This is a genomic window from Nakamurella sp., from assembly GCF_048594475.1.
Lineage (GTDB): Bacteria > Actinomycetota > Actinomycetes > Mycobacteriales > Nakamurellaceae > Nakamurella.
In genome coordinates, this window is the sequence record NZ_JBMDXT010000086.1 from 1 (window position 1) to 26,677 (window position 26,677).

The 26,677-nt window shown below is 73.3% G+C and carries 20 protein-coding genes and 1 tRNA gene; 12 read left to right on the top strand and 9 right to left on the bottom strand.

Annotated elements, in window-relative coordinates; translation table 11 throughout:
* The 3 genes from ACOJUF_RS04480 to ACOJUF_RS04490 all read left to right on the top strand — a co-directional run.
* The coding region (locus tag ACOJUF_RS04480) for a hypothetical protein (protein WP_420120665.1) at positions 1 to 419 on the top strand (419 nt) is incomplete at its 5' end.
* A 220-nt stretch (positions 420 to 639) separates the two neighbouring features.
* Positions 640 to 4,803: an ATP-dependent RNA helicase HrpA gene (gene hrpA / locus ACOJUF_RS04485; RefSeq protein ID WP_420120666.1), complete on the top strand. Its 4,164-nt coding sequence runs from the start codon at positions 640 to 642 to the stop codon at positions 4,801 to 4,803.
* 173 nt (positions 4,804 to 4,976) lie between these two features.
* Positions 4,977 to 6,068 (top strand): alpha/beta hydrolase family protein, encoded by a 1,092-nt coding sequence (locus tag ACOJUF_RS04490; protein WP_420120667.1) that lies wholly within the window; start codon positions 4,977 to 4,979, stop codon positions 6,066 to 6,068.
* 343 nt (positions 6,069 to 6,411) lie between these two features.
* On the opposite strand, the gene ACOJUF_RS04495 is transcribed toward ACOJUF_RS04490, so the two are convergent.
* A complete protein-coding gene (locus tag ACOJUF_RS04495) occupies positions 6,412 to 6,624 on the bottom strand; it encodes an antitoxin (protein WP_420120668.1) in 213 nt (70 codons plus the stop codon).
* Positions 6,625 to 6,729: 105 nt separating this feature from the next.
* Complete coding sequence (locus ACOJUF_RS04500; RefSeq protein WP_420120669.1) at positions 6,730 to 7,314, bottom strand: putative glycolipid-binding domain-containing protein; 585 nt, start codon at positions 7,312 to 7,314, stop codon at positions 6,730 to 6,732.
* A gap of 180 nt (positions 7,315 to 7,494) precedes the next feature.
* Here ACOJUF_RS04500 and ACOJUF_RS04505 point away from each other — a divergent pair, with 180 nt between their 5' ends.
* Complete coding sequence (locus ACOJUF_RS04505) at positions 7,495 to 9,201, top strand: ABC-F family ATP-binding cassette domain-containing protein (protein ID WP_420120670.1); 1,707 nt, start codon at positions 7,495 to 7,497, stop codon at positions 9,199 to 9,201.
* A 304-nt stretch (positions 9,202 to 9,505) separates the two neighbouring features.
* On the opposite strand, the gene ACOJUF_RS04510 is transcribed toward ACOJUF_RS04505, so the two are convergent.
* Positions 9,506 to 11,056 (bottom strand): LLM class flavin-dependent oxidoreductase, encoded by a 1,551-nt coding sequence (locus tag ACOJUF_RS04510; protein WP_420120671.1) that lies wholly within the window; start codon positions 11,054 to 11,056, stop codon positions 9,506 to 9,508.
* Positions 11,053 to 11,520 (bottom strand): Lrp/AsnC family transcriptional regulator, encoded by a 468-nt coding sequence (locus ACOJUF_RS04515; protein ID WP_420120672.1) that lies wholly within the window; start codon positions 11,518 to 11,520, stop codon positions 11,053 to 11,055. Before ACOJUF_RS04515 ends, ACOJUF_RS04510 begins: the two co-directional genes overlap by 4 nt.
* A gap of 161 nt (positions 11,521 to 11,681) precedes the next feature.
* On the opposite strand from ACOJUF_RS04515, the gene hppD reads away from it, so the two are divergent.
* The gene (gene hppD, locus ACOJUF_RS04520; RefSeq protein WP_420120673.1) at positions 11,682 to 12,905 is read left to right on the top strand and encodes a 4-hydroxyphenylpyruvate dioxygenase; all 1,224 of its coding nucleotides are present in this window, start codon (positions 11,682 to 11,684) and stop codon (positions 12,903 to 12,905) included.
* Positions 12,906 to 12,919: 14 nt separating this feature from the next.
* Here hppD and ACOJUF_RS04525 read toward each other — a convergent pair whose 3' ends face one another.
* Positions 12,920 to 14,185: a fumarylacetoacetate hydrolase family protein gene (locus ACOJUF_RS04525; protein ID WP_420120674.1), complete on the bottom strand. Its 1,266-nt coding sequence runs from the start codon at positions 14,183 to 14,185 to the stop codon at positions 12,920 to 12,922.
* Between the two features lie 28 nt (positions 14,186 to 14,213).
* On the opposite strand from ACOJUF_RS04525, the gene ACOJUF_RS04530 reads away from it, so the two are divergent.
* On the top strand, positions 14,214 to 15,410 hold the full coding sequence (locus ACOJUF_RS04530) for a homogentisate 1,2-dioxygenase (protein WP_420120675.1): 1,197 nt from the start codon (positions 14,214 to 14,216) through the stop codon (positions 15,408 to 15,410).
* A gap of 58 nt (positions 15,411 to 15,468) precedes the next feature.
* On the opposite strand, the gene ACOJUF_RS04535 is transcribed toward ACOJUF_RS04530, so the two are convergent.
* Both ACOJUF_RS04535 and ACOJUF_RS04540 read right to left on the bottom strand, forming a co-directional pair.
* A complete protein-coding gene (locus ACOJUF_RS04535; RefSeq protein WP_420120676.1) occupies positions 15,469 to 16,122 on the bottom strand; it encodes a class I SAM-dependent methyltransferase in 654 nt (217 codons plus the stop codon).
* A gap of 61 nt (positions 16,123 to 16,183) precedes the next feature.
* The gene (locus ACOJUF_RS04540) at positions 16,184 to 17,203 is read right to left on the bottom strand and encodes a prephenate dehydrogenase (RefSeq protein ID WP_420120677.1); all 1,020 of its coding nucleotides are present in this window, start codon (positions 17,201 to 17,203) and stop codon (positions 16,184 to 16,186) included.
* A gap of 99 nt (positions 17,204 to 17,302) precedes the next feature.
* Between ACOJUF_RS04540 and ACOJUF_RS04545 the strand changes: the two genes are divergently transcribed.
* The 4 genes from ACOJUF_RS04545 to ACOJUF_RS04560 all read left to right on the top strand — a co-directional run bounded on the left by ACOJUF_RS04545 (position 17,303) and on the right by ACOJUF_RS04560 (position 20,692).
* Positions 17,303 to 17,797: a tRNA adenosine deaminase-associated protein gene (locus ACOJUF_RS04545; protein WP_420120678.1), complete on the top strand. Its 495-nt coding sequence runs from the start codon at positions 17,303 to 17,305 to the stop codon at positions 17,795 to 17,797.
* 40 nt (positions 17,798 to 17,837) lie between these two features.
* Entirely contained in the window at positions 17,838 to 18,326 is a 489-nt protein-coding gene (gene tadA, locus ACOJUF_RS04550) for a tRNA adenosine(34) deaminase TadA (RefSeq protein WP_420120679.1), read from the top strand.
* Between the two features lie 5 nt (positions 18,327 to 18,331).
* Positions 18,332 to 19,375 (top strand): LLM class flavin-dependent oxidoreductase, encoded by a 1,044-nt coding sequence (locus ACOJUF_RS04555; protein WP_420120680.1) that lies wholly within the window; start codon positions 18,332 to 18,334, stop codon positions 19,373 to 19,375.
* A gap of 291 nt (positions 19,376 to 19,666) precedes the next feature.
* Complete coding sequence (locus tag ACOJUF_RS04560) at positions 19,667 to 20,692, top strand: NAD(P)-dependent alcohol dehydrogenase (protein WP_420120681.1); 1,026 nt, start codon at positions 19,667 to 19,669, stop codon at positions 20,690 to 20,692.
* A gap of 135 nt (positions 20,693 to 20,827) precedes the next feature.
* On the opposite strand, the gene ACOJUF_RS04565 is transcribed toward ACOJUF_RS04560, so the two are convergent.
* A complete protein-coding gene (locus ACOJUF_RS04565; RefSeq protein WP_420120682.1) occupies positions 20,828 to 22,387 on the bottom strand; it encodes an MFS transporter in 1,560 nt (519 codons plus the stop codon).
* 130 nt (positions 22,388 to 22,517) lie between these two features.
* Here ACOJUF_RS04565 and ACOJUF_RS04570 point away from each other — a divergent pair, with 130 nt between their 5' ends.
* Together ACOJUF_RS04570 and ACOJUF_RS04575 are read left to right on the top strand one after the other, a co-directional pair.
* Complete coding sequence (locus ACOJUF_RS04570; RefSeq protein WP_420120683.1) at positions 22,518 to 23,102, top strand: TetR/AcrR family transcriptional regulator; 585 nt, start codon at positions 22,518 to 22,520, stop codon at positions 23,100 to 23,102.
* A 151-nt stretch (positions 23,103 to 23,253) separates the two neighbouring features.
* Positions 23,254 to 23,343, top strand: a tRNA-Ser gene (locus ACOJUF_RS04575).
* A gap of 548 nt (positions 23,344 to 23,891) precedes the next feature.
* Here the strand turns inward: ACOJUF_RS04575 and ACOJUF_RS04580 are convergent.
* Entirely contained in the window at positions 23,892 to 26,294 is a 2,403-nt protein-coding gene (locus tag ACOJUF_RS04580) for a hypothetical protein (RefSeq protein ID WP_420120684.1), read from the bottom strand.
* Between the last annotated feature and the right edge of the window lie 383 nt (positions 26,295 to 26,677).

A 26,677-nucleotide genomic window follows, 5' to 3' on the forward strand; every position in this document is an offset into this window, starting at 1 on the left:
GTCAGCTGGGGGGGTGGCTGCGGGGCAGTTTTAAACCCGCCGAGGGGGCCCGTTTCGATTTGGCCGTGTCCCCCCGGGGCCGCCTGTACCGGGTTTGGTGCGGGCGCCCGCACGCCGCCGAGCAGGTCAGCTACTGGACCGGGAACGCGAGCCGGGCGGCCGCGGACGACGCCGCCGACTGCCGGCTGGACGCCGTCGACGCGCTCGGCTCGACCGACGCGCTGGACGACGGATCGCTCCAGGTGGTGGTGGTCGATTCGACCGTGGACGAGGACACGGGCGAGGTGCTGACCGGCCCGGACGCCCGGTCCGCGGCGAACGGCTTCTACGTCGACTGCCTGCTGATGCCGGCCCAGCCGGGCCGGGAGCTGGACGGGCCGCTGCGGGGCCTGGGTGACGGGCCGGTGCCGTTGCGCTGACCCGGGTGGGGATCGCGGCCGCTCAGGTTCGATCGGTCCGGGGCCCGACCGGCCGCCGGGCGGACGCCGTCCGGCGGGGAACGGACGCCGAACGGGCGGGGAACGGCCGCCGGGCGGACGTCGAACGGGCCGGCGCGGGCGGTGTGCGGGGGCGGTGCGCCCCGGGGCGACCCGCGCGCGGGCGGGCCGGTGCCGCCGGCCTGCCTATTGTGGTCGGGTCATGACTGCCCGCCCCGAGACGGCGGCCGAGCGCCTCGCCGCGCTGGCCGACCTGACCATCGCCGACGAACGCCGCCTGCGGCGACGGCTGCGCAGCACCCGTTCCATCGCCGACGACGCCAAGCGGGCCCTGGTGCTCGGCGAGATCGACGCCCAGATCGCCGCCGGCGCGCAGCGGATGGAGCGGCGGCGGGCGGCCGTTCCGGCGATCTCGTTCCCGGCCGCGCTCCCGGTCAGCGCCCGGGTGGAGGAACTGGCCCAGGTGATCGGCGAGCACCAGGTCGTGATCGTGGCCGGCGAGACCGGGTCGGGCAAGTCCACCCAGCTGCCCAAGCTGCTGCTGCAGCTGGGCCGGGGCGTGCGCGGGATGATCGGGCACACCCAGCCCCGGCGGATCGCCGCCCGGGCGCTGGCCGAGCGCATCGCCGACGAGACCGGCACGGCGGTCGGCGGGGCCGTCGGCTACTCGATCCGGTTCGGCGACCACACCGGGCCGACCACCCTGGTCAAACTGATGACCGACGGCATCCTGCTCACCGAGATCGGGCGCGACCGGATGCTGTGGAACTACGACACGATCATCATCGACGAGGCCCACGAGCGCAGCCTCAACATCGATTTCCTGCTCGGGTACCTGGTGGGCCTGTTGCCCCAGCGGCCCGACCTGAAGGTCATCATCACCTCGGCGACGATCGACCCGGACAAGTTCTCCCGGCACTTCGGCGGGGCCCCGGTCGTCGAGGTCTCGGGCCGCACGTTCCCGGTCGAGATCCGGTACCGGCCGTACGGTCTGGACGCCTTGCCGGACGTCGACGACCCCGATGCGGTGGACGAGTCGAGGTCCGACTCGGCCGACCAGGCGCAGGCGATCACGTCGGCGGTGGACGAGCTGCTGGCCGCCGGCACCGGGCGGGACAGCGGCGACATCCTGGTGTTCCTCTCCGGGGAGCGCGAGATCACCGACACCGCCGAGGTCCTCCGCGGGCACCTGGCGACCCGTCGGGGCGTGATCGAGGTGCTGCCGTTGTACGGTCGGCTGTCCTCGGCCGATCAGCACCGGGTGTTCTCCGCACACACCGGCCGGCGGATCGTGCTGTCCACCAACGTCGCCGAGACCTCGCTGACGGTGCCCGGCATCCGGTACGTCATCGACCCCGGCACCGCGCGCATCTCGCGGTACTCACCGCGCAGCAAGGTGCAGCGGTTGCCCATCGAACCGATCTCCCAGGCCTCGGCCGGCCAGCGGGCCGGCCGGTGCGGCCGCGTGGCCGACGGCATCTGCATCCGGCTGTACTCCGAACGGGACTTCACCGAGCGTCCCGCGTACACCGATCCGGAGATCGCCCGGACGTCGCTGGCCTCGGTCATCCTGCAGATGGCCGCGCTGGACCTGGGCGACATCGCCGACTTCCCCTTCCTCGACCCGCCCGATCGTCGCCAGATCACCGACGGCGTGACCGTTCTCACCGAGCTGGGGGCGCTGGACCGGAGCGAGGCGGACCGGATCCGGCTGACCCCGACCGGCCGGGACATGTCCGGGCTGCCGGTCGACCCGCGGCTGGCCCGGATCCTGGTCGAGGGGCAGCGCCGCGACTGCCTGCGGGAGATGCTCGTCCTGGTCGCCGCCCTGTCGGTCATCGACGTGCGCGAGTACCCGCTCGACGAGCGGGACAAGGCAACCGCCGCGCACTCCCGGTTCGTCGACGGCCAGTCCGACTTCACCGCCCTGCTGAGCCTGTGGGCGTACCTCGGTGAACAGGCGAAGACGCTGTCCGGCAACGCGTTCCGTAAGATGTGCCGCCGGGAGTATCTGAACTACCTGCGCATCCGGGAATGGCAGGACCTGCACGCCCAACTCAGCCAGCTGAGCCGGGGGCCGGGCGACCGGGAGGGCGCCCGGGGCCGGGGCGCAGGCCGGGGCGCCGGCCGGGAAGACGGACGGGAAGGCGGACGGGAAGGCGGCCGGGACGGCGGCGGGGAGGCCGGCCGGGACGGCCAACGGCGGGGCCGCCGTTCGGCGCGGCCGGACCCGGCGGCGCCGGCACCCACCCTGCGGGACCCGGACGCGCCCGCGGGCGGCCGCGGCTCGCTCGCGATCGAGGTGGACACCGAGCGGGTGCACACCGCGCTGCTGGCCGGACTGCTCTCCCACATCGGGCTGCGCAAGGAGGGCACCCGCGAGTACCAGGGCACCCGCGGGGTGGCCTTCGCCGTCTGGCCGGGATCGGCGCTGGCCCGGTCGCTGCCGGCGCTCGTGGTGTCCTCCGAGCTGGTCGAGACCAGCCGCCTGTGGGCCCGGATCTGCGCCCGGGTCGAACCCGGTTGGGTGGAGGCGGTCGGCGGGGACCTGTTGCGGCGCAGCTACTCCGAGCCCCGCTGGAACGCCAAGCGAGCCAGTGTCGAGGCCACCGAGAAGGTGACGCTGCTGGGCGTGACGCTGGTCGCCGCGCGCACCGTGCAGTTCGACCGGATCGACCCCGAGCTGTCCAGGGACCTGTTCATCCGGCACGCCCTGGTCGAGCGGGACTGGCACACCCGGCACCGGTTCTTCGCCGAGAACCAGCGCGCGCTCGAGCAGGTCAACGAGTGGGAGGAGCGCGCCCGCCGCCGCGACATCCTGATCGACGACGAGACCATGGTCGCGCTCTACGACGCCCGCATCCCGGCCGACGTCACCTCCGGGCGGCATTTCGATGCCTGGTGGCGCAAGGCCTCCCGGACCCAGCCGGACCTGCTGACGTTCACGCCGGACATGCTCATCGCGGCCGGCGGGGAGCGGTTCGACGCGGCCGCGTTCCCCGACCGGTTCACCTCCGGCGGTGTTGACCTGCCGTTGGACTACGTGTTCGACCCCGGCCGCGCCGACGACGGCGTGACCGTCAGCATCCCGCTGCCGGTGCTCGCCCGGGTCGACCCGGCCGGGTTCGAGGCGCAGATCCCGGGCCTGCGCGAGGAACTGGCCGTGGCGCTGATCCGGACCCTGCCCAAGACGCTGCGCCGCAACTTCGTGCCGGCCCCCGATTTCGCCCGCGCCGCACTGGACCGGATCGACCCGGCCGGAGCGCTGGCCGGCGAACTGGCCACCGCGCTGACCCGGATGACCGGAGTCGTGGTGCGCGAGTCGGACTTCGAGCCGGACAAGGTGCCCGAGCACCTGCGGATGAACTTCCGGGTCGTCGACGAGCACGGGGCGACGCTGGCCTCGGGTCGCGACCTGCCCGCGCTGCAGTCGTCGATGCGGGGTGACACCCAACGGGCCGTCGTCCGGGCCACCCGGTCCCTGGAACGGCACGGGCTGACCGAGTTCCCGGCCGAAGGCGTGCCACGGCGGGTGCGGGCGCGGGTGGCCGGGCACGAGGTAACCGGCTATCCCGCGCTCGTCCCCGAGGCCGAGACCGCAGTCGGGGTCGCTGTTTTCGACAGCGCGGACGACCAGGCCCGGGCCATGCGGGCCGGCACCGTCCGGTTGTTGGCCACCGCCCTGGCCCCGTCGCTGGCCCGGGTGCGGCAACTGCTGAACCGGGAGACGCAGATCGCCCTGGCCACGGCGCCGCACACGACGATCGCCGCCCTGGTCGCCGACGCCACCCGGGTGGCCGTCGACGCGCTGCTCGACCGGTCGGGCGGCGTCGTCTGGACGGCCGCCGGGTTCGAGGCGCTCTCCACGGCGATCGCCCCGCACGTGTTGGGCGCGGTCCGCGACGTGCTGGTCGCCGTCGCGGCGGTGCTGGTCGCCGCCGGCGAGGCGGCCAGCGCCATCGACACCGCCGAGCGGGGCCCGGGGGCGGCCGCGGTCGCCGACCTGACCGCGGACATGCGCGCGCAGTGGCGGGCCGCGATCGGGCCCGGGTTCGTCGTGGCGGCGGGCGCGGCCGGGCTGCCCGACCGGGCGCGCCAGCTGCAGGCCCTGCGGATCCGGGCCGAACGGGTGCGGGAGGCCGCCGGCCGCGACCGTGAGCGGCTCGCCGAGGTCAGGGAGCTGACCGTCCTGGCCGAGGCGGCGATCGACGGCTTGCCCGCCGAACGCCGGGACGACGCGGACGTGCGGGCACTGCGCCACCTGCTGGCCGAGTACCGGGTGGCCCAGTTCGCGCAGCCGATGCGCACCTCCGTGCCGGTGTCGGCCAAGCGCATCCGGTCCGCCGCGGCCGCCCTGACCGGCTGACCGGTCTGCAGCCGGCTGACCGGGCGCCGGCCGGGCCGTTACCGGCCGTCGACCGGTCGCGCACCGGCCGCCGGGTGGCCGCGTACCGGCGCCGTGAAGCGCGGTCGGCCACCGGACCGGGGCCGGTGACAATGGTCGAGGGTGCGGTCGACGAGGGGGGTCCGATGAGACGGATGCGAATCGCGGCCGCCGCGCTGCTGTGTGCCGGGCTGGTCGCCTGCGGATCCGCCGGAGCGGGTCCCGCTCCGGTCCCGTCGCCCCTGACCGACTCGTCGACCGCCTCCCCGGCGCCGCCCGTCCAGCCCGCCGCCGCAGGTGGCGCGGTCGACCCGAGGGGCGGCCCCGGCCCCGATCCGGCCTCGGCGGCCCCCGGCGCCCCGACCACCGACCCGGCCGCCGCGTCCGGCGCGTCGGCCGATCCGGCGGCCGACGACGCCGACCAGCCGCCGCTCCCGGCGGCGTTCAGCGACGACGAGACGATGGTCTGGATCCCGGCCGGCGACCACCGGGTCCCGGGCACCCTGGCCCTGCCGGCCGACGCCGCGGGCCGCGCGGTGCCGGCGGTGCTGCTGCTGCACGGCGACCTGAGCAGCCGGGACGAGAACGGCGACATGTTCGCCCGGCTGGCCTCCGCGCTCGCCGCGCGGGGTATCGCGTCGCTGCGGATCGACTTCGCCGGCACCGGCGATTCGGAGGAGCCGGACCTGTCGCTGGACTACCCGAACATGGTGGCCGACGCCACCGCGTCCCTGGACTGGCTGCGGCAGAACCCCACGGGCGACGGCGCGATCGACCCGGACCGGGTCGCGATCCTGGGCCTGTCCCGCGGCGGCGGGATCGGCGCCACCGTCACCGGGACCGTGCCGGGTGTGGCCGCGTTCGTCTCCTGGAGCGGTGCGGTCTACAACGGGTACGACGAGGACCCGGACGGGCACGACCAGGCTCGCGAGAACGGCTACGTGCCGCTGGACTTCGGGAACCGGATCTTCAAGCTCGGCCTGAACTGGTTCGACACCATCGAGGCGTCGCACCCGCTCGACGACGTCGAGGCCTACACCGGACCCGTCCTGGCCGTCGTCGGTTCCGACGACCAGGTCGTCGACCCGCAGGTGTCGACGGACTTCCTGCAGGCCGTGGCCAGCCAGGACACCACCCTGCACGTCGTCCAGGGGGCCGACCACGGGTTCACCGTCGACCAGCAGGTGGGGGACGAGGCGATCCGGGTGACCACCGACTGGCTCGTCTCCCGGCTCGGGGCGGGCTGAGCGCCCGACCCGGACCGCTCACCCCGCGGCCGGCCGGAACCAGCTGGGCGGCCGGCCTTCGCAGTAGTGGGGCTGCCCGCAGTGGCACAGCGACGGATGGTCCGGCAGATGTCGGTGGCAGCACCAGCACTGGCGCCACGTCGCGGCGGTGGACGGCTGGACCGGTGATGGATTCCCTGACGGCCAGGGCGCGTGATCCCGCATGGATGAGGCCTCCCTCGGACGCCTCTCAGCATGGAACCGCCCCCGGCCCGGCAGCACCCCCTATCGGGTGATTTGTCCGATCACCCGGGGTGGCCGGCCGGCCGACGCGAAGCGGGCGTCGGTCCCGGTCGCGGTCGGGTCAGACCACGGGCGGCGCGGGCGGGGGCTGCTCGTCGCGCCCCGCGGCCTTGTCCACCAGGCCGTGCAGCTTCTCCTCGATCGGATCGACCTTGTCGTGGCCGACCTTCTCGCCGACGAAGTCGCCGGTCTTGGCGATCCCGTCCTTGATGGTGTCGGCGTGCTGCGCCACCAGATCCTGCGCCTTATCCTTGAGTTCGTTGAAGTCGACCATGCCGGAGCCTCCTCGAGCTCTCGCACCAGTGATGGTGATCAGCCTAGGCCGAAGGCCGGTCCGTGCCGCCGGGGCCGCCCGTGACCCCCGTGCCCCGGCGTCCGGTCACTTCAGCCGGTACGACAGGTGGGGGACGTCGATCACGAAACCTTCCCGGTCGACGGTCAACTCGTGGTGACCGTTCGGCCCCTGGTGCCGTAGCCGGGCGCCGTGCTCGGACAGCTCGACCGTGCGGTAGTGGTGGACCACGGGTTCCACGGTCAGGTCCGGGAAGTGGACCTCGGCGACCACCACCGATTCCTGGCCCAGCCGCCGGTGCAGGCCCAGCCGCCGGATGGCCAGCGAGTTGCTGAACACGCTGGCGTAGAAGTCCACGTCCAGGGCCAGGTCCAGGTCGGGCATCGGTGGGGACTTGCCGGCGCCGTCGAGCCAGGGGCCACCGGGCGTCCGCGTCAGCGACAGGCCCCGCTCGGTGACCGCCGAGTCGCTGTGCAGGGTCACCCGGCGGGTCCGACCGGCGGCGTCGCACAGCACCGAGTACGAGGCGCCGTAGCTGCGCTTGCCCACCCGCACCAGGTACCCGGACGCGCGCAGCCCGCGGTCGGTCATCACCACCCGGACGGTTTCCAGGCGTCGACCATCCTCGGATGACCAGGCGAAGAACCTGGCGGGGCCCTGATCGGCGGTCACGATGCGTACCGTATCGGTGACGTGCAGATGGCGCCGCGTCGACAGGCCGCTGCCATGTGGGGGGCAGGGCCCCCGTTCGGCGGGTACGGATTCCGGTTCGGCCTCTCTCCGGTCTCCCGGCCGGTCGAGCCGGGCAATCGCGTTGACGCGGACCGTGGTTCTCGGTCACCCTCGACGCTCGTGGGTCACCTGGAGTTCAGTGCCGTGTCGTTCGCCCTGCCGGACGGCCGACCCTTGCTGTCCGAGGTGTCCTTCCGGGTGTCCGGCGGCTCGCCGGCCGGAGCGGACGCGGGCGGCGTCACCGCGCTGATCGGGCCCAACGGCACCGGCAAGACCACCCTGCTGCGGATCGCCGACGGCACCCTGGCGCCGGACGAGGGCGCGGTGACCGGCTCCGGGACCCGCGTCGTGATGCCACAGTTCATCGGCTCCGTGCGGGACGACTCGACGGTCCGCGACCTGCTGCTCTCGGTGTCGCCGGGTCCGGTGCGGCAGGCGGCGGCCGCGGTCGACGCGAGCGAACTGCGGATGATGGAGGACGACGGCGACGAGGCCGGGCTGGCCTACGCGCAAGCCCTGGCCGACTGGGCCGACGTCGACGGCTACGGGCACGAGAACGCCTTCGACAAGGCCACTGTCGCTGCGCTCGGGGTGCCGTACGACCGGGCCAAGTACCGGGCCGTGACCAGCCTGTCCGGCGGCGAGCAGAAGCGCCTGGTGCTGGAGCTGTTGCTCGGGGGCCCGGCCGAGGTGCTGCTGCTGGACGAGCCGGACAACTACCTGGACGTGCCCGGCAAACAGTGGCTCGAGCAGAGGCTCGCGGCGACGACCAAGGCGGTGCTGCTGATCTCGCACGATCGCGAGCTGCTGGCCAACGCCGCCCGCCGCATCGTGACCCTGGAGCCCGGGGCCGCGGGCGCGACTGCCTGGGTGCACGGCGGTTCGTTCGCCACGTACCACCAGGCGCGGGACGACCGGAACTCCCGGCTCGAGGAACTGCGCCGGCGGTGGGACGAGGAGCACGCCAAGCTCAAGGCCCTCGTGCTGATGTACAAGACCAAGGCCGCGTTCAACGACGGCCTGGCCTCCCGATACCAGGCCGCGCAGACCCGGCTGGCCAAGTTCGAGGAGGCCGGGCCGCCGCAGGCGGTACCGCAGGCGCAACGGGTCTCCATGCGGCTGTCCGGCGGGCGGACCGCGAAGCGGGCCCTGGTCTGCCGCCGGCTGGAGCTGACCGGGCTGATGCAGCCGTTCGATCTGGAAGTGCACTACGGCGACCGAGTCGCCGTGCTCGGCTCCAACGGATCGGGCAAGTCGCACTTCCTGCGGCTGCTGGCGGCCGGCGGCAGCGATCCCGACGTCGAGCACCGCCCGGTCTCGGACGAGCCGCTCGACCCGGTGCCGCACACCGGGTCGGTGGTGCTCGGCTCGCGGGTGCGGCCCGGCTACTTCCGCCAGACCCACGGCCACACGGAATGGCAGGGCCGGACCCTGCTCGACATCCTGCACCGGGGCGACGACCACCGGGCCGGCATGGGCCGGGAGCAGGCGGCCCGGGCGCTGGACCGGTACGGGCTGGCCCGGTCGGCCGAACAGCCGTTCCAGACCCTCTCCGGCGGCCAGCAGGCCCGGTTGCAGATCCTGCTCCTCGAGCTGTCCGGCGCCACCCTGCTGCTGCTCGACGAGCCGACGGACAACCTCGACCTGCACTCGGCCGAGGCCCTGGAGCAGGCGCTCGACGCCTTCGCGGGCACGGTCGTCGCCGTCACTCACGACCGCGCGTTCGCCCGCACCTTCGACGCCTACCTGATCTTCGACGCCGACGGCCGGGTGCGCCTGTCCGACGAACCCGACTGGGCCCTCGCCCGCGTCCGCCGCCCCCGCTGACCTGTCCCCTGATCAGCCCCGCCCCCTGACCCGCCCCGCCCCCTGACCCGCCCCGCCCCTCCGGCGCCCCCTTGTCGCGCGGATCAACTACCCCGGCGCGGACGAAGTCGTTGACAATGACCACTGCCGTCACATTCGGGGCGATTTGATCCGCGCGGCTGTCCACAGCCCCGCCGCGCGGATGAAGTCGTCGACTCCGGTCTCACGGGTCACATTTCGTGTGACTTGATCCGCGCCGGCGTAGATGATCCGCGCGGGCGGGCTCGCCCCGGGGTGGGTGGATCCGGGGGCCGGCTCGCCGGGGTCAGGTGAAGGCGGCGACGATGGGGGCGAAGCGGGCGATCTCGACCGGGCCGGTGAGGTCGGGCAGGCTCACGAAGACGGTGTCGACGCCCTTCGCGGCCAGATCGGCGTAGCGGGCGATGTGCGCGGCGGGCGGGCCGGCGTGGTGCGCGGCGGCGTAGGTGGCGGCCGAGGACCGGCCGCGGTGCCGCTCGACCAGCCGGGCCACCTCGTCCGGATCGGCGCCGACGATCGGCAGGTCGAGCACGGTCGTCCGCAGCTCGTCCACGGGACGGCCGGCCGCCGCGGCGTGACCGCGGAAGACGGCCAGCTTCCGATCCAGGTCGGCGGTCGAGGGCAGGTTGCAGCCGTCGCCCAAGGTCGCGGCGATCCGCAGGGTGCGCCGCTCCCCGCCGCCCCCGACCAGGATCGGGATCGGTCCCGGCCGCGGGTAGCAGGTCGTCTCCGGGAACCGGCCGATTGGTTTGGTGCCCGGACCCCAGAACGCGCGGAGCACCCCGATCGTCTCGGCGAGCGCGTCGAGCCGGGCCCCCGGCGGCGGGAAGGTCGGCCCGCCGAAGGCGCTGCCCGGCAGTCCGTACGCGGCGTGCTCACGGGCGAACCAGCCGGCCCCCAGTCCGCAGAACACCCGGCCCGGGGCCACGGAGTCGAGCGTGGCGAGCATCTTGGCCAACAGCGGTGCGGAACGGAACGTCACCGGTGTGACCAGTGGGCCCACGTGGATCCGGTCGGTGACGCCGGCCAGGAAACCGAGTGTCACGTAGGCCTCCGGGATGGGATCCCACGCCCGGCCGACCTGCGGAATCTGGATCAGGTGGTCCATCACGGACAGCGCGGCGAACCCGGCCTGTTCGGCGGCGATCGCGACGTCGCGCAGCCAGCCGCGGGGGTCGGCGCCCCACGGGAACGCCGACACCTGCAGCCCGAACCGCAGCCCCGGGCCGTCGGGACGCGGCCCGCCCGTCCCGACGGGCACCCCGCCTGTCCCGGTCCCGCCCGCCCCGCCGGGCCCACCGCCCGTCCCGACGAGCGCGCCACCCGACCCGGATCCGGCCGACTCCGCCGCGACCGGGGCCGACGGAACCGGCGGCCCGGTGTCGACCGACAGGACGATGTCGAGACCGTCCTCGGCCAGGTCGAGCTGGGCGGTCCGCCGGTGTTGCGAGCGCAGCGCCGGCGCGGGCACCGGCCGGTCCCGGTCCCGGTTGCGGGCGCGGCAGACGTCGAGCGCGGTGGTGAACACGACGGCGACGCAGGGCAAACCGGCCGCGCGACCGAGGGCGATCACGGACCGCCGCCGGGCGTGGTCCAGCCCGAGGGTGTCCACCACCGTGGTCAGTCCCCGCCGCAGCCGGGCCCCGACGACCGCGTCGAGCACCGCGAACGCATCCGCCGAGGCGTCCAGGTCGGCTTCGCCGCTGCCCACCATCGCCCGCAGGGCATCCGCCGAGACCACCTCGTTCCCGGCGAAATATGTTCGCGCCCAGGTGGTCTTGCCCGAGCCGGCCGGCCCGACCAGGACGACCAGAGCGGGCCGGGGCAGGTCGATCACGGCCCGGCCACGCTGCGCACCAGCGGCCCGGTGCGGTGCCGGACCGGGGTGTCCAACGCGATCGCCGTCGACGCGCGGACGACGGCGGGGTCCCGCACGACGTCGTCGATCACCCGCTGCAGGTCGGCGTTGTCCCGGGAGACCAGCTGCACCAGCAGGTCCGCGTCCCCGGTGATCGTGTGCACCTCGATCACCTCGGGGATCGAGGCCAGATGATCGACCACCTCGCGCCGGCCGCGGCCCTGCGCGATCTCCACCGTGACGAAGGCGGTGACCGGGAAACCGAGAGCGGCCGGATCGACCGTGGGGGCGAGATCGGCGATCACTCCCGAGCGCTGCATCCGGTCGAGCCGGGCCTGCACCGTGTTGCGGGCGGCGCCGATCCGGCGGGCCGCCTCCAGTACGCCGACCCGGGGTTCGGCCGCGAACAACTCCAGGATCCGCGCGTCCAGCCGATCGATCACCGGAACTCTCCGTCCTGAGCATTCTGCTCAGTCCACAGCCGCAACAGCTGATCATCCTGCGCACAATGCGCGTCACGTGAGCGAAGTATTGCCCAGCCGGACCGGCTGTGCCAATCCTGATCGGAATCCCACCACCGCACCGACGCGAAGGCGGATTCCCGATGACGAGCACGATCAACCCGCCCACCGGCTCCCGGCCCGGCGCACGCCGCGGGGGCGCCGATCCGGACGAACCGTCCGACGAGGCCCTGCGCGATCTGGTCGGCCTGGTCGACCACGACGTCGCCGACGACCCGTTCCCGGTACTCGGCATGGATGCGGTGGTCTTCGTCTGCGGCAACGCCACCCAGTCCGCGCAGTACTTCCGGACCGTCTGGGGCATGGACCTCGTCGCCTACCGGGGCCCGGAAACCGGTCACCGCAGTGATGTCTCGTACGTGCTCAGGTCGGGTTCGGCCCGGTTCGTGCTCACCGGCGGGGTCGCCCCGGGCAGTCCGCTGCTGGACGTGCACCGCGAGCACGGGGACGCGGTGATCGACCTGGCGATGGAGGTCGGTGACGTCGACCGCTGCATCGACCAGGCCCGCCGGCAGGGCGCCCGGGTGCTCGTCGAACCGCATGACGAGGCCGACGAGCACGGAACCGTCCGGAGCGCCGCGATCGCCACGTACGGCCACGTCCGGCACACCCTGGTCGACCGGCGGCGGTATCGCGGCCCCTACCGGCCGGGCTACCGGGCCATCGCACCGGACGGCCGGCGCAGCTCGCCCCGGCTGTTCCAGGCCCTGGACCACGCGGTCGGCAACGTCGAGCTCGGCCGCATGGACGAATGGGTCGACTTCTACAACCGGGTGATGGGTTTCGTGAACATGGCGGAGTTCGTCGGCGACGACATCGCCACCGAATACTCGGCGCTGATGAGCAAGGTGGTGGCGAACGGCAACCACCGGGTCAAGTTCCCGCTCAACGAGCCGGCCGTGGGCAAGCGCAGGTCGCAGATCGACGAGTACCTGGAGTTCCACGCCGGTCCCGGCTGCCAGCATCTCGCCCTGGCCACCGGCGACATCCTGCGCACCGTCGACGCGCTGCGCGACCGCGGGGTGCAGTTCCTGGACACCCCCGACGCCTACTACGACGATCCCGAGCTGGCCGCGCGCATCGGGTCGGTCCGGGTCCCGGTCGCCGAGCTCAAGCGGCGCCGCATCCTGGTCGACCGGGACGAGGACGGCTACCTGTTGCAGATCTTCACCCGGCCGCTGGGTGACCGCCCCACGATTTTCTTCGAGATCATCGAGCGGCACGGCTCTCTCGGTTTCGGCAAGGGCAACTTCAAGGCGCTGTTCGAGTCGATCGAGCGGGAGCAGGCGGCCCGCGGGAACCTGTGACCGGCCCGGCGGGGTCAGGCCGGCCCGGGCCGCACGGTGCCGGTGACCTCACCCAGACGCAGCCGGCCGCCCCCGGTGGAAGGGGCGGTCGCGCCGATCGTGACGACGTCGCCGTCGGCCAGGAACGTGCGCGACGCGCCGCCGGCGAGCGGGACCGGTCGGGTGCCGTTCGCGGACAGCTCCAGCAGCGACCCGGCCTCGTCGGGGGCCGGACCGGACACCGTGCCGGAGGCGAGCAGGTCGCCGGTCCGCAGCGGCGACCCGTTGCTGGTCAGGTGGGCGAGCAGTTGCGGTCCCGTCCAGTACATGGCCGCGAACGGCGGCCGGCTCACCTCCGTCCCGTTGACGGCGACCGTCAGGGTCAGGTCCAGACCCCAGGGCAGGCCGCCGCCGTCGGCCAGGTGGGGCAGCAACCGGTGGGTGCGCCGGGGCGGCTCGACGCGGGCGGCGGCCAGCGCGGCCAGCGGCGTGATCCAGGCGCCCAGCGAGGTGGCGAACGACTTGCCCAGGAACGGGCCGAGCGGTCGGTACTCCCAGGCCTGGATGTCGCGCGCGCTCCAGTCGTTGAGCAGCGCGACGCCGAAGACGTGCCGGGCGAAGGCGGCGCCGGAAACCGGAACCCCGAGTGCGGAGCCCACTCCGACGACGTAGGCGAGTTCCGCCTCCAGGTCCAGCCGGCGGGTCGGCCCGAACGTCGGCTCCGCGCCGGGCAACCGGGACTGGCCGGCCGGCCGGATCACCGGGGTGCCGGAGACGACGACGCTGCCGGCCCGCCCGTGATAGCCGATCGGCAGGTGTTTCCAGTTGGGCGGCAACGGATCCGCGTCCGGGCGGAACATCCGGCCGACCGCGGTGGCATGCCACTGGCTGGCGTAGAAGTCGACGTAGTCGGCGACGGTGAACGGCAGCAGCATCCGCACCGATCCGGCCGGGTGCAGGTGCGGTTCGACGGCCGACCGCCGGCCGGCGTCGGTCACCAGGGCGGTGGCCAGCCCGCGAACCGCGGACCAGGCGCCCGGCCCGGCGGCCAGCAGGGGGTCGAGCGAGGGGGCGGTCAGCAGTCCGGCGACGTCCGGGTCGACTGCGACGCCGGCCCCTGCACCACGGTCGCCCGCACCGCCCCGGACCGTGCGGGCGGAACCGGTCGCCCCGGCCAGGTCCAGCGCGTAGCCGCCGATCCGGACGCCCACCCGCGGTCCGTCACCGGGATCGAACACCCCGTACGGCAGATGGTCCTCGTCGAACCCCGATCCGGCGGCGCCGGGCACCCACGACCCCACGGCGGAACCCTAGACCCCAGGAGCGGTGATGGCCCACTACCGGCGCGTCGGTGACGTTCCCCCCAAGCGGCACACCCAGTTCCGGGACGCGCAGGGCGAGTTGCTGCGGGAGGAGCTGATGGGGGAGGAGGGCTTCTCCTCGGACTCGTCGCTGCTCTACCACCGCGGCATCCCGTCGGCGATGGTCGACGCCCGCATCTGGGACCTGCCCGACCTGGGCACCACGCCCAATCACCCGCTCAAGCCCCGGCACCTGAAGCTGCACGACCTGTTCGGCGACGACGACCCCGACCGCGACGTGGTGACCGGGCGGCGGCTGATCCTGGGCAACGCCGACGTCCGCATCTCCTACGTCCGGGCGACGGCGCCGAGCCCGCTGTACCGCAACGCGATCGGCGACGAGTGCGTGTTCGTCGAGGCCGGCTCGGGGACCGTCCAGACGGTCTTCGGCGAGTTGCCCGTCGAGACGGGCGATTTCGTGATGATCCCGCGCGCGACGGTGCACCGCTGGCGGCCGGACGGGCCGCTGCGCGCCTACGTCGTCGAGGCCGCCGGCCACATCGGGCCGCCGCGCAAGTACCTGTCCCGTGGCGGGCAGCTGCTGGAGCATTCGCCGTACTGCGAGCGGGACCTGCACGGCCCGGCGGCGCCATTGCTCGTCGACGACCCCACCGACACCGCGGTCCACACCAAGCACCGCGGGAACGGTCCGGGCGGCATCGTCGGGTCGATCGTGGTCGGCCCGCACCATCCGTTCGACGTCGTCGGCTGGGACGGCTGCCTGTACCCGTACACGTTCAACGTCGGCGACTTCGAGCCGATCACCGGCCGCGTGCACCAGCCGCCGCCGGTGCACCAGGTGTTCGAGGGCCCGAACTTCGTCATCTGCGCGTTCGTGCCGCGCAAGGTCGACTACCACCCGCTGGCCGTCCCGGTGCCGTACTACCACTCCAACGTCGACAGCGACGAGATCATGTTCTACGTCGCGGGGGACTACGAGGCGCGCAAGGGCTCCGGCATCGGGCCCGGCTCGGTCAGCGTGCACCCGGGCGGGCACTCGCACGGCCCGCAGCGCGGCGCGGTGGAGGCCTCGCTGGGCAAGGACTACTTCGACGAGCTCGCCGTCATGGTCGACACGTTCCGGCCGCTGGAGCTGGGCGAGGGCGGCCGGGCGGTCGACGACGGCGCTTACGCGTGGACGTGGTCGGGCCGCGGGCCCGGCTGACCCGACGCCGGCGACATTCACCCCGCCGAGCGTTCGGCCAGATCACCGGGGAGCGGAGTCAGGGGCGCCGGCGGACCAGCAGCACGGAGTCGTCGAGCGTGGCCTCCTGCCCGTCCGGTCCGGTGGCGGGCCGGGTGCGCACCTGCGCGATCAGCACCTCCCAGTCGGCGCCCAGGGCCAGCGCGGCGAGATCGCCGTCGGGGGTGGGGAACACCATCGTCGGGTCGCCGGCCATGCCCGACCACGGCGGCGCGGCCGCGTGCGCCACGCTGAGCAGGTGCCCGCCCGGAGCGACCAGGCCGGCGGCGCGGCGCAGCACCTGCTCCCGGCCGAAGGCCAGCGGGGACTGCAGGAAGCAGGCCGTCACCAGGTCGAAGGTCTCGTCGGTGCGCCAGGTCTCCAGGTCGACGGTCCGGAAGTGCGCGGTCAGCCCGCGGTCGGCGGCGGCGCGGGTCGCGCGGGCCACCGCGGTGGGGGAGATGTCGACCCCGGTGACCGCCCAGCCCCGCTCGGCCAGCCAGATCGCATCCCCGCCCTCGCCGCAGCCCAGGTCCAGGGCGCGGCCGGCGGGCAGGTCGGCGACGGTGTCGACCAGCATCCGGTTGGGCCGGCCGGACCAGATCGCGTCCTTCTCGCCGTACCGGCTCTCCCAGAACTCGGTCGGGTCGTCGGTGGTGGGCCCGGCGCCGTGCGCGGCGTGCTGGTGCGTCATGCCGACCAGCCTGCCCACCCGACGCGCAGATGGCAAGGTGAGTTGCCGGAACGGCAAAGCGTCAGTCGCGGTCGGGGTACTGCACGTCGATCCGCAGGTCGTCCGTCGTCCCGCGCAGGCCGGTGACGTACCCACCGGCCGAGCCGACGGCCAGCAGCTGCTCGATCAGGTCGTCGCCGGTCAGGGTCATGGGCTCCAGGCCGGCGGCCCGGGCCTCGAACTCACCGCGGGCGGCGTGCCCGCCCTCGGTGAGCTTGCGCAGCGATCCGGTGGAGGCCAGGGAGCCCCGGGCCACCCCCATCAGGCCGAGCGCGTCGTCCAGGGCTTCGACCAGCGCGTCGCGGTTGCCCTCGCACATGGCCCGGATGAGCTCGGGCCGGGTGCCGGCGACCCGGGTGCCGTCGGCGAACGAGGACGCGGCCAGGGCCAGGGCCAGCGCCCCGCCCTGCGCGCCGACCTGCGCCAGGGCCAGGGCCATGACGTGCGGCAGGTGCGAGATGCGGGCCACCGCGGAGTCGTGCGCGGCCGCCTCGGCCGGGACCACCCGGCTGCCGACCGCCAGGGCCAGCGCGGCGACCGCGGACCAGTCGGCCGGCTCGGACTCCTCGGTCAGGCAGGTGACCCAGGCGGCGCCGTCGAACAGCCTCGGGTCGCCGGCGGCCCAGCCGGAGTGCGCGGTCCCCGCCCTCGGGTGCGCGCCGATGAACCGGGCCCGCGGGGCGAGCGCGTCGACCTGCTCGGCGACGACGGCCTTGATGCTGGCCACGTCGGTCAGCCGGACGGTCGGGGCGTGCTCGTCGACCGCGCGCAGCAACTCGGGGAACGAGGTCACCGGGGCGGCCAGGACGACCAGCGCGTCCTGCGCGACCGCCGCGCGCAGCGCCGCCGGGAGGGAGGCGGCGACCGCCAGCCCGTCGGCGGCGGCCGCGTCCCGGGTGGCCGGGCTGGGCGACCAACCGCTGACCGGCAGGAACGGGCCCGCCGCCCGGGCCAGCGATCCGCCGATCAGGCCCAGCCCCAGCACGCACACCGACGGCGGCAGGAGCCGCGCCAGGTCGGTCGGGGCGGCGCCGGCATCCATCCCCCCATCATCGCCGGTGCCGGACCGGGCCGGTCCGCCGACCCCCGTCCGCGGACCGTGGCGTGGCCCCCGCGGCGGGAAGGCCGTAACGTTTCCCAGGTGAGTACGAGCGGGACGACAACGACCGAGGGCTTCGGGGTCGCGGTGACCCGCGAGGACACCACGTGGCGCTGTTCGCTGCTCGCGCCCGAGCTGCTGGACGACCTGGACGGGGTGATCACCGGCCTGCGGCGGGTGGCCTCCAGCGGTCCGGTCTTCGCCATGCTGGCCGTGGACGACGAATTCTTCGTCATCGTGCGGCCGATCCCGGGTGGGGCGACCCTGCTGCTGTCGGACGCGACCGCGGGCCTGGACTACGACATCGCCGCCGACGTGCTGGACCTGCTGCAGATCCAGATTCCCGAGGACGACGAGATCGACGACGACCCCTGGCCGGAGGGCGATCTCGGTCTGCTGGCCGATCTGGGCCTGTCCGAGCAGGAGATGCAGCTGATCGTCGACGACGTCGATCTCTACCCGGACGAGCAGCTGACCATGATCGCCGCCCGGTGCGGCTTCGCCGACGCGTTCGGCAAGATCCTCGAGAAGGTCTGACCGACCCGGCGATGGGCGGCCCGGTCCCGCCGGTGTGCCGGTGACGCCCGTCCGGGCCGCCGATGAGGCGCTGCTGCGGCGCGCCCTGGCGCTGGCCGACCGGGCGCCGGACACCGGGGACGTGCCGATCGGCGCGCTGGTGGTGGACGCCGCCGGCCGGATTCTCGGCGAGGGCTGGAACCGGCGGGAGGCGACAGGCGACCCGACCGCGCACGCCGAGATCCTCGCCCTGCGCGCGGCCGCGACCCGGACCGGTCGCTGGAACCTGGCCGGTGCCACCCTGGCTGTCACGGTGGAGCCGTGCACGATGTGCGCGGGCGCGATCGGGCTGGCCCGCATCGACACCGTGGTGTTCGGCTGCTGGGAACCCAAGACGGGGGCGGCCGGCTCGCTGTGGGACGTGCTGCGGGACCGGCGGCTGACCCATCGGGTCCAGGTCCGCGGGGGCGTGCTGGAGGCGGAGTGCTCCGCCCGGCTGCGGGACTTCTTCGCCGCTCACCGGCCGGACCGGCCCGGCCCGGGAGAATGAGCGGCATGCAGCTCGGCGTCTACAGCTTCGGCGACATCCATCCCGACCCCGTCACCGGCGAACGCACCTCGCCGGCCCGCCGGTTGGCCGACCTGCTGGAGCGGATCCGGCTGGCCGAGGAGGTGGGGCTGGACTTCTTCGGCATCGGTGAGCACCACCGGCCGGACTACGCGGTCTCCGCGCCCGGCACCGTGCTGGCCGCCGCGGCCGCGCAGACCAGCCGGATCGGGCTCGGCAGCGCGGTCACCGTGCTGTCGACCGAGGACCCGGTCCGGGTCTACCAGCAGTTCGCCACGATCGACCTGATCTCGTCCGGCCGGGTCGAGCTGATGGCCGGCCGGGGTTCGTTCATCGAGTCGTACCCGCTGTTCGGCGCCGAGCTGGGCGACTACGACGCGCTCTACGACGAGAAGATCCAGCTGCTGCTGCAGATCGACGCGGGCAACCCGGTGACCTGGTCGGGGCAGTTCCGGCCGGCGCTGACGAACGCGGTGATCCTGCCCCGGCCGTACCCGAAACCGGGCCTGGGCGAGCATCTGCGGATCTCCGTGGCCACCGGCGGCAACCCTGAATCGTCCGTCCGCGCGGGGCTTCTCGGCCTGCCGGTGAACTACGCCATCATCGGCGGCCAGCCCGCCCGGTTCGCCCCGCTGGTCGATCTGTACCGGCGGGCGTTCGCGCAGACCGAGCGGCCCGGCGCGGTCGCCGAGGTCGGGGTCTCGGGCATGGGCTTCCTGGCCGACGACGGGCGGGCGGCCGAGACGTTCTTCCCGTACTGGCTGGACTCGATGCGCCGGATCGCCCGCGAGCGCCGCTTCCCGCTGCCCGACCGCGCCTCCTACGACGCACAGGCCGCGCCCGGCGGCGCGTACTTCATCGGCGCGCCCGAGCAGGTCGCCGAACGCATCGTCGACCTGCACGCGGTGCTGCGGCACGACCGGCAGGGCTTCCAGATGGACCTGTCCAGCGTGCCCCAGGCCGACTCGCTGCGGGCGATCGAGCTGCTGGGGACCAGGGTCGCGCCGCTGGTCCGGGCGGCCGTCGGCTGACCGGCGGCGGCGTGGACGGGCCCGCTGCACGTTAGTTGTCCGGACAAGTAAGCACAGGTTCGGCCATGTCTATTGCGCACGATCGAATTGCCGTGCACACTGAGTCGGACGTACGACGGTCGGTGGTCCACCCGCCGACATCAGGGACGGTCGCGTCGACCGCCCTGCCACCTCAGGCCCCTGGTCCGCGCCCAACGCCGTGTGCGGACCAGTGGTGGCAACGCCGATGGGTGCCCAACGCGCGCCTCGCGGCCTGCCCACCATCCGATGCCGAACGAAGGAGTTCCGCGCATGCGAGCAGTACGAGTGGTCGGTTACCACCAGGATCTGGAGCTGACCGAGATCGACAAGCCCGAGGTCACCGGGCCGTTCGACGTGATCGTCAAGATCGGCGGGGCCGGCGTGTGCCGCACCGATCTGCACATCCTGGAGGGCCAGTGGGCCCCGAAGACGAACGTGCCGCTGCCCTACACGATCGGCCACGAGAACGCCGGCTGGGTCGATGCGATCGGCAGCGCCGTCACCAACGTCAAGGTCGGCGACAAGGTCATCATGCACCCGCTGATCACCTGCGGGCTGTGCCGGGCCTGCCGCTTCGGCGACGACGTGCACTGCGAGAACTCGCAGTTCCCGGGCATCGACACCAACGGCGGGTACGCCGAGTACCTCAAGACGTCGGCGCGCAGCGTCGTGAAGATCGACGACTCGCTGGAGCCGGCCGACGTGGCCGCGCTGGCCGACGCCGGGCTGACCGCCTACCACGCCGCCGCGAAGGCGGCCCGCAAGCTGCGGGCCGGCGACCGCTGCGTGATGATCGGCGCCGGCGGCCTGGGCCACATCGGCATCCAGGTGCTCAAGGCGCTCTCCCCGGCCGACCTGATCGTGGTCGACCGCAACCCGGACGCGCTGAAGCTGGCCCAGGAGATCGGCGCCGACATCACCGTGGTCGCCGACGGCACCGAGGTGCAGCAGGTGCTGGAGCTGACCGGTGGCCACGGGGCCGAGCAGGTCATCGACTTCGTCGGTGAGGGCGGCTCGACGGCCAAGGGCCTGGACATGACCCGGCGGGCCGGTGACTACCACGTGGTCGGTTACGGCGAGAACGTCGACATCGCCACCATCGACATCATCTCCACCGAGCGCAACATCATCGGCAACCTGGTCGGCTCGTACAACGACCTGGTCGAGCTGATGGCGCTGGCCGCGCGGGGCAAGGTCACCCTGCACACCGCCAAGTACAAGCTGGACGACTTCCAGCAGGCGATCGACGACCTGGACGCGGGCAAGGTCCGCGGCCGGGCGATCCTGATCCCATAACCCGACCGTCCGGCCGGCGGTGGATCCCGCGGTCGGGCCGGCGCGGATCCAGACCGACGAACCCCGGCGAGCAGCCAATGGCGCCCTGCTCGCCGGGGTTCGTCGTCGTTGCGGCTCCGGTGACGGTGCCGCGGATCAGCTCTCCGCGCCCTTGCCGCGCAGGGTGACCCAGGCCAGGACGGCGGCCGCGAGCACCAGCACGACGGCGATCGCCGCGGTGAACACGACCCCGCCGTCGAACGCGTGCCGGGCCGAATCCAGCAGCTGCGTCGCGGCCGGCTCGGGCAGCGTGGCCGCGACCGCGGTCGCCCCGCCCAGCGTCTCGCCGGCCGTCGCCGCGGCGGTCGCGTCGAGCCCGGCCGGCACCACGACGCGGGCGGCGTAGACGGCGGACAGGATCCCGCCGAGCACCGCCGTGCCCAGCACCGCGCCCAGCTCGTAGGCGGTCTCGGAGATCGCCGACGCCGCGCCGGCCTTGTCGGCCGGCACGCTGGACACGATGACGTCGTTGGAAATCGTCTCGGCGGCCCCGATGCCCAGGCTGAGCAGCATGAACGCGGCGCCCAGGCCCCAGGCGGACGGGTCGTCCGCGGTGAACAGGATCGCCACGTAGCCCGCGGCGCTGATCACCAGACCGCCGGCCACCACGAGGCGCGGCGAGAGCACGCGCACCAGCGGCACCACGGCCAGGCCGGCGACGATCGTCACGACCAGGCCGGGCAGCAGGATCAGGCCGGACTGCATCGGGCTGTAGCCGAGCACCAGCTGCAGGTGCTGGGCGACGAAGAACAGGAAGCCGACGAGCGCGAACACGGCCAGCAGGTTGGCCAGCACCGCACCGGTGAACGCCGACCGGCGGAACAGCCGGACGTCGAGCATCGGGTTGGCCCGGGTCAGCTGGCGGCGGACGAAGGTCGCCCCGGCCAGCAGGCCCAGCACGACCAGGCCCAGCGCGGTGACCGAGAGGCCGTCGTGGGCGATCGACTTGATCGCGTACACCAGCGGCACCATGGTCAGCAGGGACAGCGCGATGCTGACGACGTCGACCGCGCCCGGGTTCGGGTCCTTGGACTCCGGCACGAAGACGGGCGCCAGGATCAGCAGCAGCACCAGCACCGGGACGGCCATCAGGAAGGCCGAGCCCCACCAGTAGTGCTCGAGCAGGAAGCCGCCGACGATCGGGCCGAGGGCGGCGCCGCCGGAGAACCCGGCGGCCCAGATGGCGATGGCCAGCCGGCGCTGCTGCCGGTCGACGAACAGGTTGCGCAGCAGCGACAGGGTCGCCGGCATCAGCATGGCGCCGAAGAAGCCCAGCGCCGCACGGGCGGCGATCAGCCATTCCGCGCTCGGCGCGTACGCGGCCAGCGCGCTGACCGTGGCGAAGCCGACGGCGCCGATGAGCAGCAGCCGGCGACGGCCGATCCGGTCGGCCAGGCTGCCCATCGAGACGAGCAGGCCGGCCAGCACCAGCGGGTAGATGTCGACCATCCACAGCAGCTGGGTGCCGGTGGGGGCCAGGGCCTGCGAGATCGAGGGCAGGGCGAACGAGAGCACCGTCGCGTCGACGGCGACCAGCAGCACCGGCAGCATCAGGACGGCCAGGGCCGTCCATTCGCGGGCGCCGGCCCGGTGGGCGAGCGGGGTGACCGGTGCGCCGGGCGCCGTGGTGGCGCGCGGGTCCATGGTCGAGGTCATGACGTCACAGCTCCAAAGTCGTGTTACTTGTACTAACAACTATACCGACCAGACGGTACAGTAACAAGGGTGGTTGTCCGGTTGTTCCCGGGATCACCCGGCCGGCGGCCGGGGCGCTACCGTTGACGCCGTGCCGCCTCCCCCTGCCGCCCGCGACCGGGTGCTCGACGCGTTCGAGCGGTTGCTGGTCGACCGTGGGGAGCGCGCGGCGACCCTGGACGCCGTGGCCCGCGAGGCGGGGGTGTCCAAGGGCGGGCTGATCTACCACTTCCCGTCCCGCGAGGCGATGGTCGAGGGCCTGCTCGACCGGCTGCGGGCGCGCGCGGCCGAGGACGACGAGCTGATGCGGCAGGCGGCCGAAGGCGTCGTCTCGTACTTCCTGCGCACCTCGCAGGGAGCCGACACCCCGTTCGACCGCACCCTGGTCGCCGCCACCCGGCTGCGGTCGCACGCGGCCGCCCGCGAGACCCTGGCCGGGGTGCAGGGCCGGTGGTACGACTCGGTGCTCGCCGCCGTCGGCGACCCGACCATCGCCCAGATGGTCATGCTGATGGCCGACGGGCTCTACTACAACGCCTCCGCACCCGACGCCCTGGCCTCCACCGGCACGCACCAGTACCAGGCCGACGTCGATGAGCTGGTTCGCCTGGTCGCCGAGCTCGTGCGGTTGCGTGCGGGCGACGGGGTGGCCGGGCGTGACGAGGTGGCCGGGTAGCCGGGCGGGTGAGCCGGACGCGACGTGTGGTGGCGGGTGGCCGAGGGGTGGCCGCCGGCGGGCGGGCGGTGGCCGGTGACCTGCGTGCTGCGGCCGGTGACGGCCCGCCGGGTGGCGTCTGAGGCCTCCGGCAGCCGGTATAGTTTCCGCCGGTAGCGTGTCCGAGCGGCCGAAGGAGCACGCCTCGAAAGCGTGTGAGGGGGCAACTCCTCCGTGGGTTCAAATCCCACCGCTACCGCCACGACCAGCACAAACGCCGAGCGCCTCCACCAGAAGCGCTCGGCGTTCGGCTTTCAACCGAGTGTGCAGAAGGTGCCCCTTCCGCCGCCGGGAAGGGGCACCTTCTGCACACTCGCGGGTCCGGACGAGCTGTCGTGCCGCCGAACGAGCCGGGGCCGGTCCAGGATCGGCGAGCTCGGTTCGAGACCCGGTCGTCCGCAGCCCCGCACCGTTGACGGCACCGGCGCCATCACCGGCTGGGCTCGCAGTGATGGCAGGGGTACCGCGATCAAGCGGCCGGGCGGGGTTCGTCGCGGCCGCCCGAGTCTCCGCCGGCTGGGCTCGGCGGGCGGGTACCCCGGTCGGCGCTGACGGCACCCGCCCCATTCATCCCGGCCCGCAACGGCACGGCTCGCGTTCACTCAACGGCCGTCGGCCCCGGCCGCGGCCGCACCAAAGCCCCGTTGCACCACCCGCTGACCGGCGAAGGCACGACCCTCCCCGGAAACGCCGACGGCCGGCGACCCTTCCGCGAGGGAAGAGGCCGCCGGCCGCCGAGGCGCGTCCGGGTCAGGGATTGGTGATCGAGAACCGGGTGAAGTTCGCGGTGATCGGGGTGCTGGAGCCACCGCCGGAGACCAGGATGCCGGCCTTGGCGCTGGTGGAGAACCAGCCCATCGGATCCTTGGGCAGCTGCTTGGTGCCGACCATCACCGGCGTGCCGCCGTTGATCGAGTAGGACCCCCAGACCTGGTCCAGCGGGTAGCCGCGCACCTTGTAGGTGTCGACGTTGGGCTGGATGCCGTCGGGCTGGCTGCTGTTGCCGTTGATGATCAGGTCGACGGTGCTGGCCGTGGCCAGCGCCGGCACCGAGACGGAGGCGACGACGGTCGCGGTCCCGCCCTGCTCGTAGAGCACGGTCAGGTGCGGGTCGGTGCCGTTGCCGTTGTGCTCGATCTCGACCTTGAAGTAGTTGTTCTGGTCCGGCCCGAAGAACGCCGCGATCTGCTGGTAGTTCGCGGTCAGCGCGGGGATCGGCCCGGCGATCCGCGCCTTCACCGTGAACGACGTCCGCGAGGCGTCGAACAGGTTGTAGAGCGCGTTCTGCTGGCTGTTGATGCCGTTCGCCATCTCACCCGGCGTGCTGGTCAGCGCCAGGCCCGACGTGGTGTACGAGATGTTCGCGGCGTTGCACTGGGTGCCGCCGCTGTTGGGCAGCACCGCGTCGAAGCCGGCGACGACGCACTGTCCGGTCACCGAGCCGCCCGCGGTGAGCGTGCGGTTGAGCGACGCGCTGCCGGGCGCCGTGGCCACGCCGACCTCGGGGGCGGCGTTGGTCAGCAGGAACACGACGTCCTGGTAGTCGTTGTTCTTGTACGCCGGGATGCGGGTCACGTCGGTGGCCAGGATCCAGGTGTTCGGGATCAGCACGTGGCCCGGTCCGTAGGCCGGGAACACCCGGAAGCCCTTGCCGTAGTGCGGCGGGGTGACGTCGGCGTTGGTGGTGCTGTGCAGCACGTTCAGGCCGTCGTCGGTGAAGTTCACGTCGTAACCGTTGCCGTTGTAGATCCCGAAGGCCCCGGTCGGCGTGAACGTCGTGCCGCCGGTGGTGCTGGGCAGGAGCTTCTGGTTCTGGTTGTACGGCCCGGGCGCGGCGCTGTCGGCGGGGAAGCTGAACAGCTGGCTGCAGGTCGAGCTGCAGGGCGTGGTCACGGCCGCGCCCTTGGCGAACCATCCGGTCTGGCCGAACGTGTAGGTCGTGCGCCCGCTGTAGTGGGCGATCGGGGTGAGGGTGACCGGCTTGCTGGTGTCGGCGCGCACGAAGTACGGCACCTGCACCTGGTCGCTGTTCGGCAGCGGGCGCAGCGGACCCAGCGCGCGGCGGGCCGCGCCGCTGCCGTTGGACGTCACGTCGGTGTAGCCGAAGGCGGAGGTGATCTGGTCCAGCACCGGCTCGTTGGTGCCCTCGTTGCCACACGGGTTGAGGCCGGCCAGGTCGACCGAACCGGTCGGCGCGTTGCCCGCGTCGCTGCTGAAGGTCAGGCTGCCGAACCGCTGCATGGCGCTGACCTGGGTGGGGTCGGTGGCGCAGAAGCTGTTCGGCCCGGGCGTGAATAGCACGGCGATCGTGGCGGTGGTGCCCGGTGCGATCGTGATGCTGGTCGGCTGGCCCGAGGCCAGCTGGAAGCTGCTCGCGTCCGTCCCGCCGATCGCGATGTTGGACACCGTGAGCGGGCTGCTGCCGTTGTTGCTCAGGGTCACGTTCTGCGCGGGCGTCGGCGCCTGCTTGACGGTCGAGAACACCAGTCGCGACGTCGGCAGGCCCAGCAGGCCGTCCAGCGGCGCGCTCACCGCGAGCGAGGACGGCCCGCCGACGGCCGGCGTCACCGTGACGAAGTCCAGCTTGGTGTTGGTGCCGCCGGTCGGATCCAGCGTGAGGAAGCCGTCGCTGACGGTGACCTGCTTGGTGACCGTGGCCCAGCGGTTGGTGCTGGTCGGCACGAAGTTGTCGATGATGACGACCGCGTTGGCCGTCCCGGGCTCGGCGGTGATCTCGTTGACCGAGTTCGTGGCGCTGGCCTCGCCGACCGCGACCGTCACGTTGTAGGTGCCGTTGGCCAGCGCGTACTGCCACACGCCCGTGGCCGGGTTGCCGGAGCCGGCGGGCGCCTGCATGTGGATGAACGTGTCGTAGAGCTGGCTGGGGGACAGGGAGCTGTTGCGGTCCCGGGTGTTGGTCGTCATGTCCAGCGGCGCACCGGTGGTGCTCTGCCAGCCGGACGTGCCGTTGAACGGCGCCCCGGCGTCGACGGTGTAGCCGGCCGGCACGGGGGCCGACGCGGGCTGGAAATTGATCTGGGCGCTGGTCGGCGCGGCCGACGCGGCCGTGGACGACACGGCGAGCAGCAGGCTGGAGACCAGCGCGACGGTGGCCGCCGAGGCGATCAGCCGGCGCGGTCGCGCGGCCGTCACGGCCGTCAGCAGACCCGGCCGCCGTTGGTGGGAACGCGCAAACATGACCCCTCCGGATGACGTCATTCGAAAGAAACGGATCGCGGCGCTCCGCGTCGAGCAACCAGAGTGGATTCGGCCCTCCGGAGGGCCACGACGTCCCCCCGATTCATCCGCTTGAACGAGCGTCGCCTACGGGCCGTCGCCAGTCAACTTGATCAGCGCCCCAAGACCTCGCGGAGCGACCACCGAATGGTCCGGCTCACCTCGTTCGCCAGCTTCGCAATTCGCCTGAAAGGGTGACGACTCCCGAGCTTCCGGAATCTCGCGCGGACCGGCCCGTTCGGGCGCCGGCGCCGCGGCCGACCCGGCGGGCCTGCACCGGACCGGTTCGGCGGGCCCCC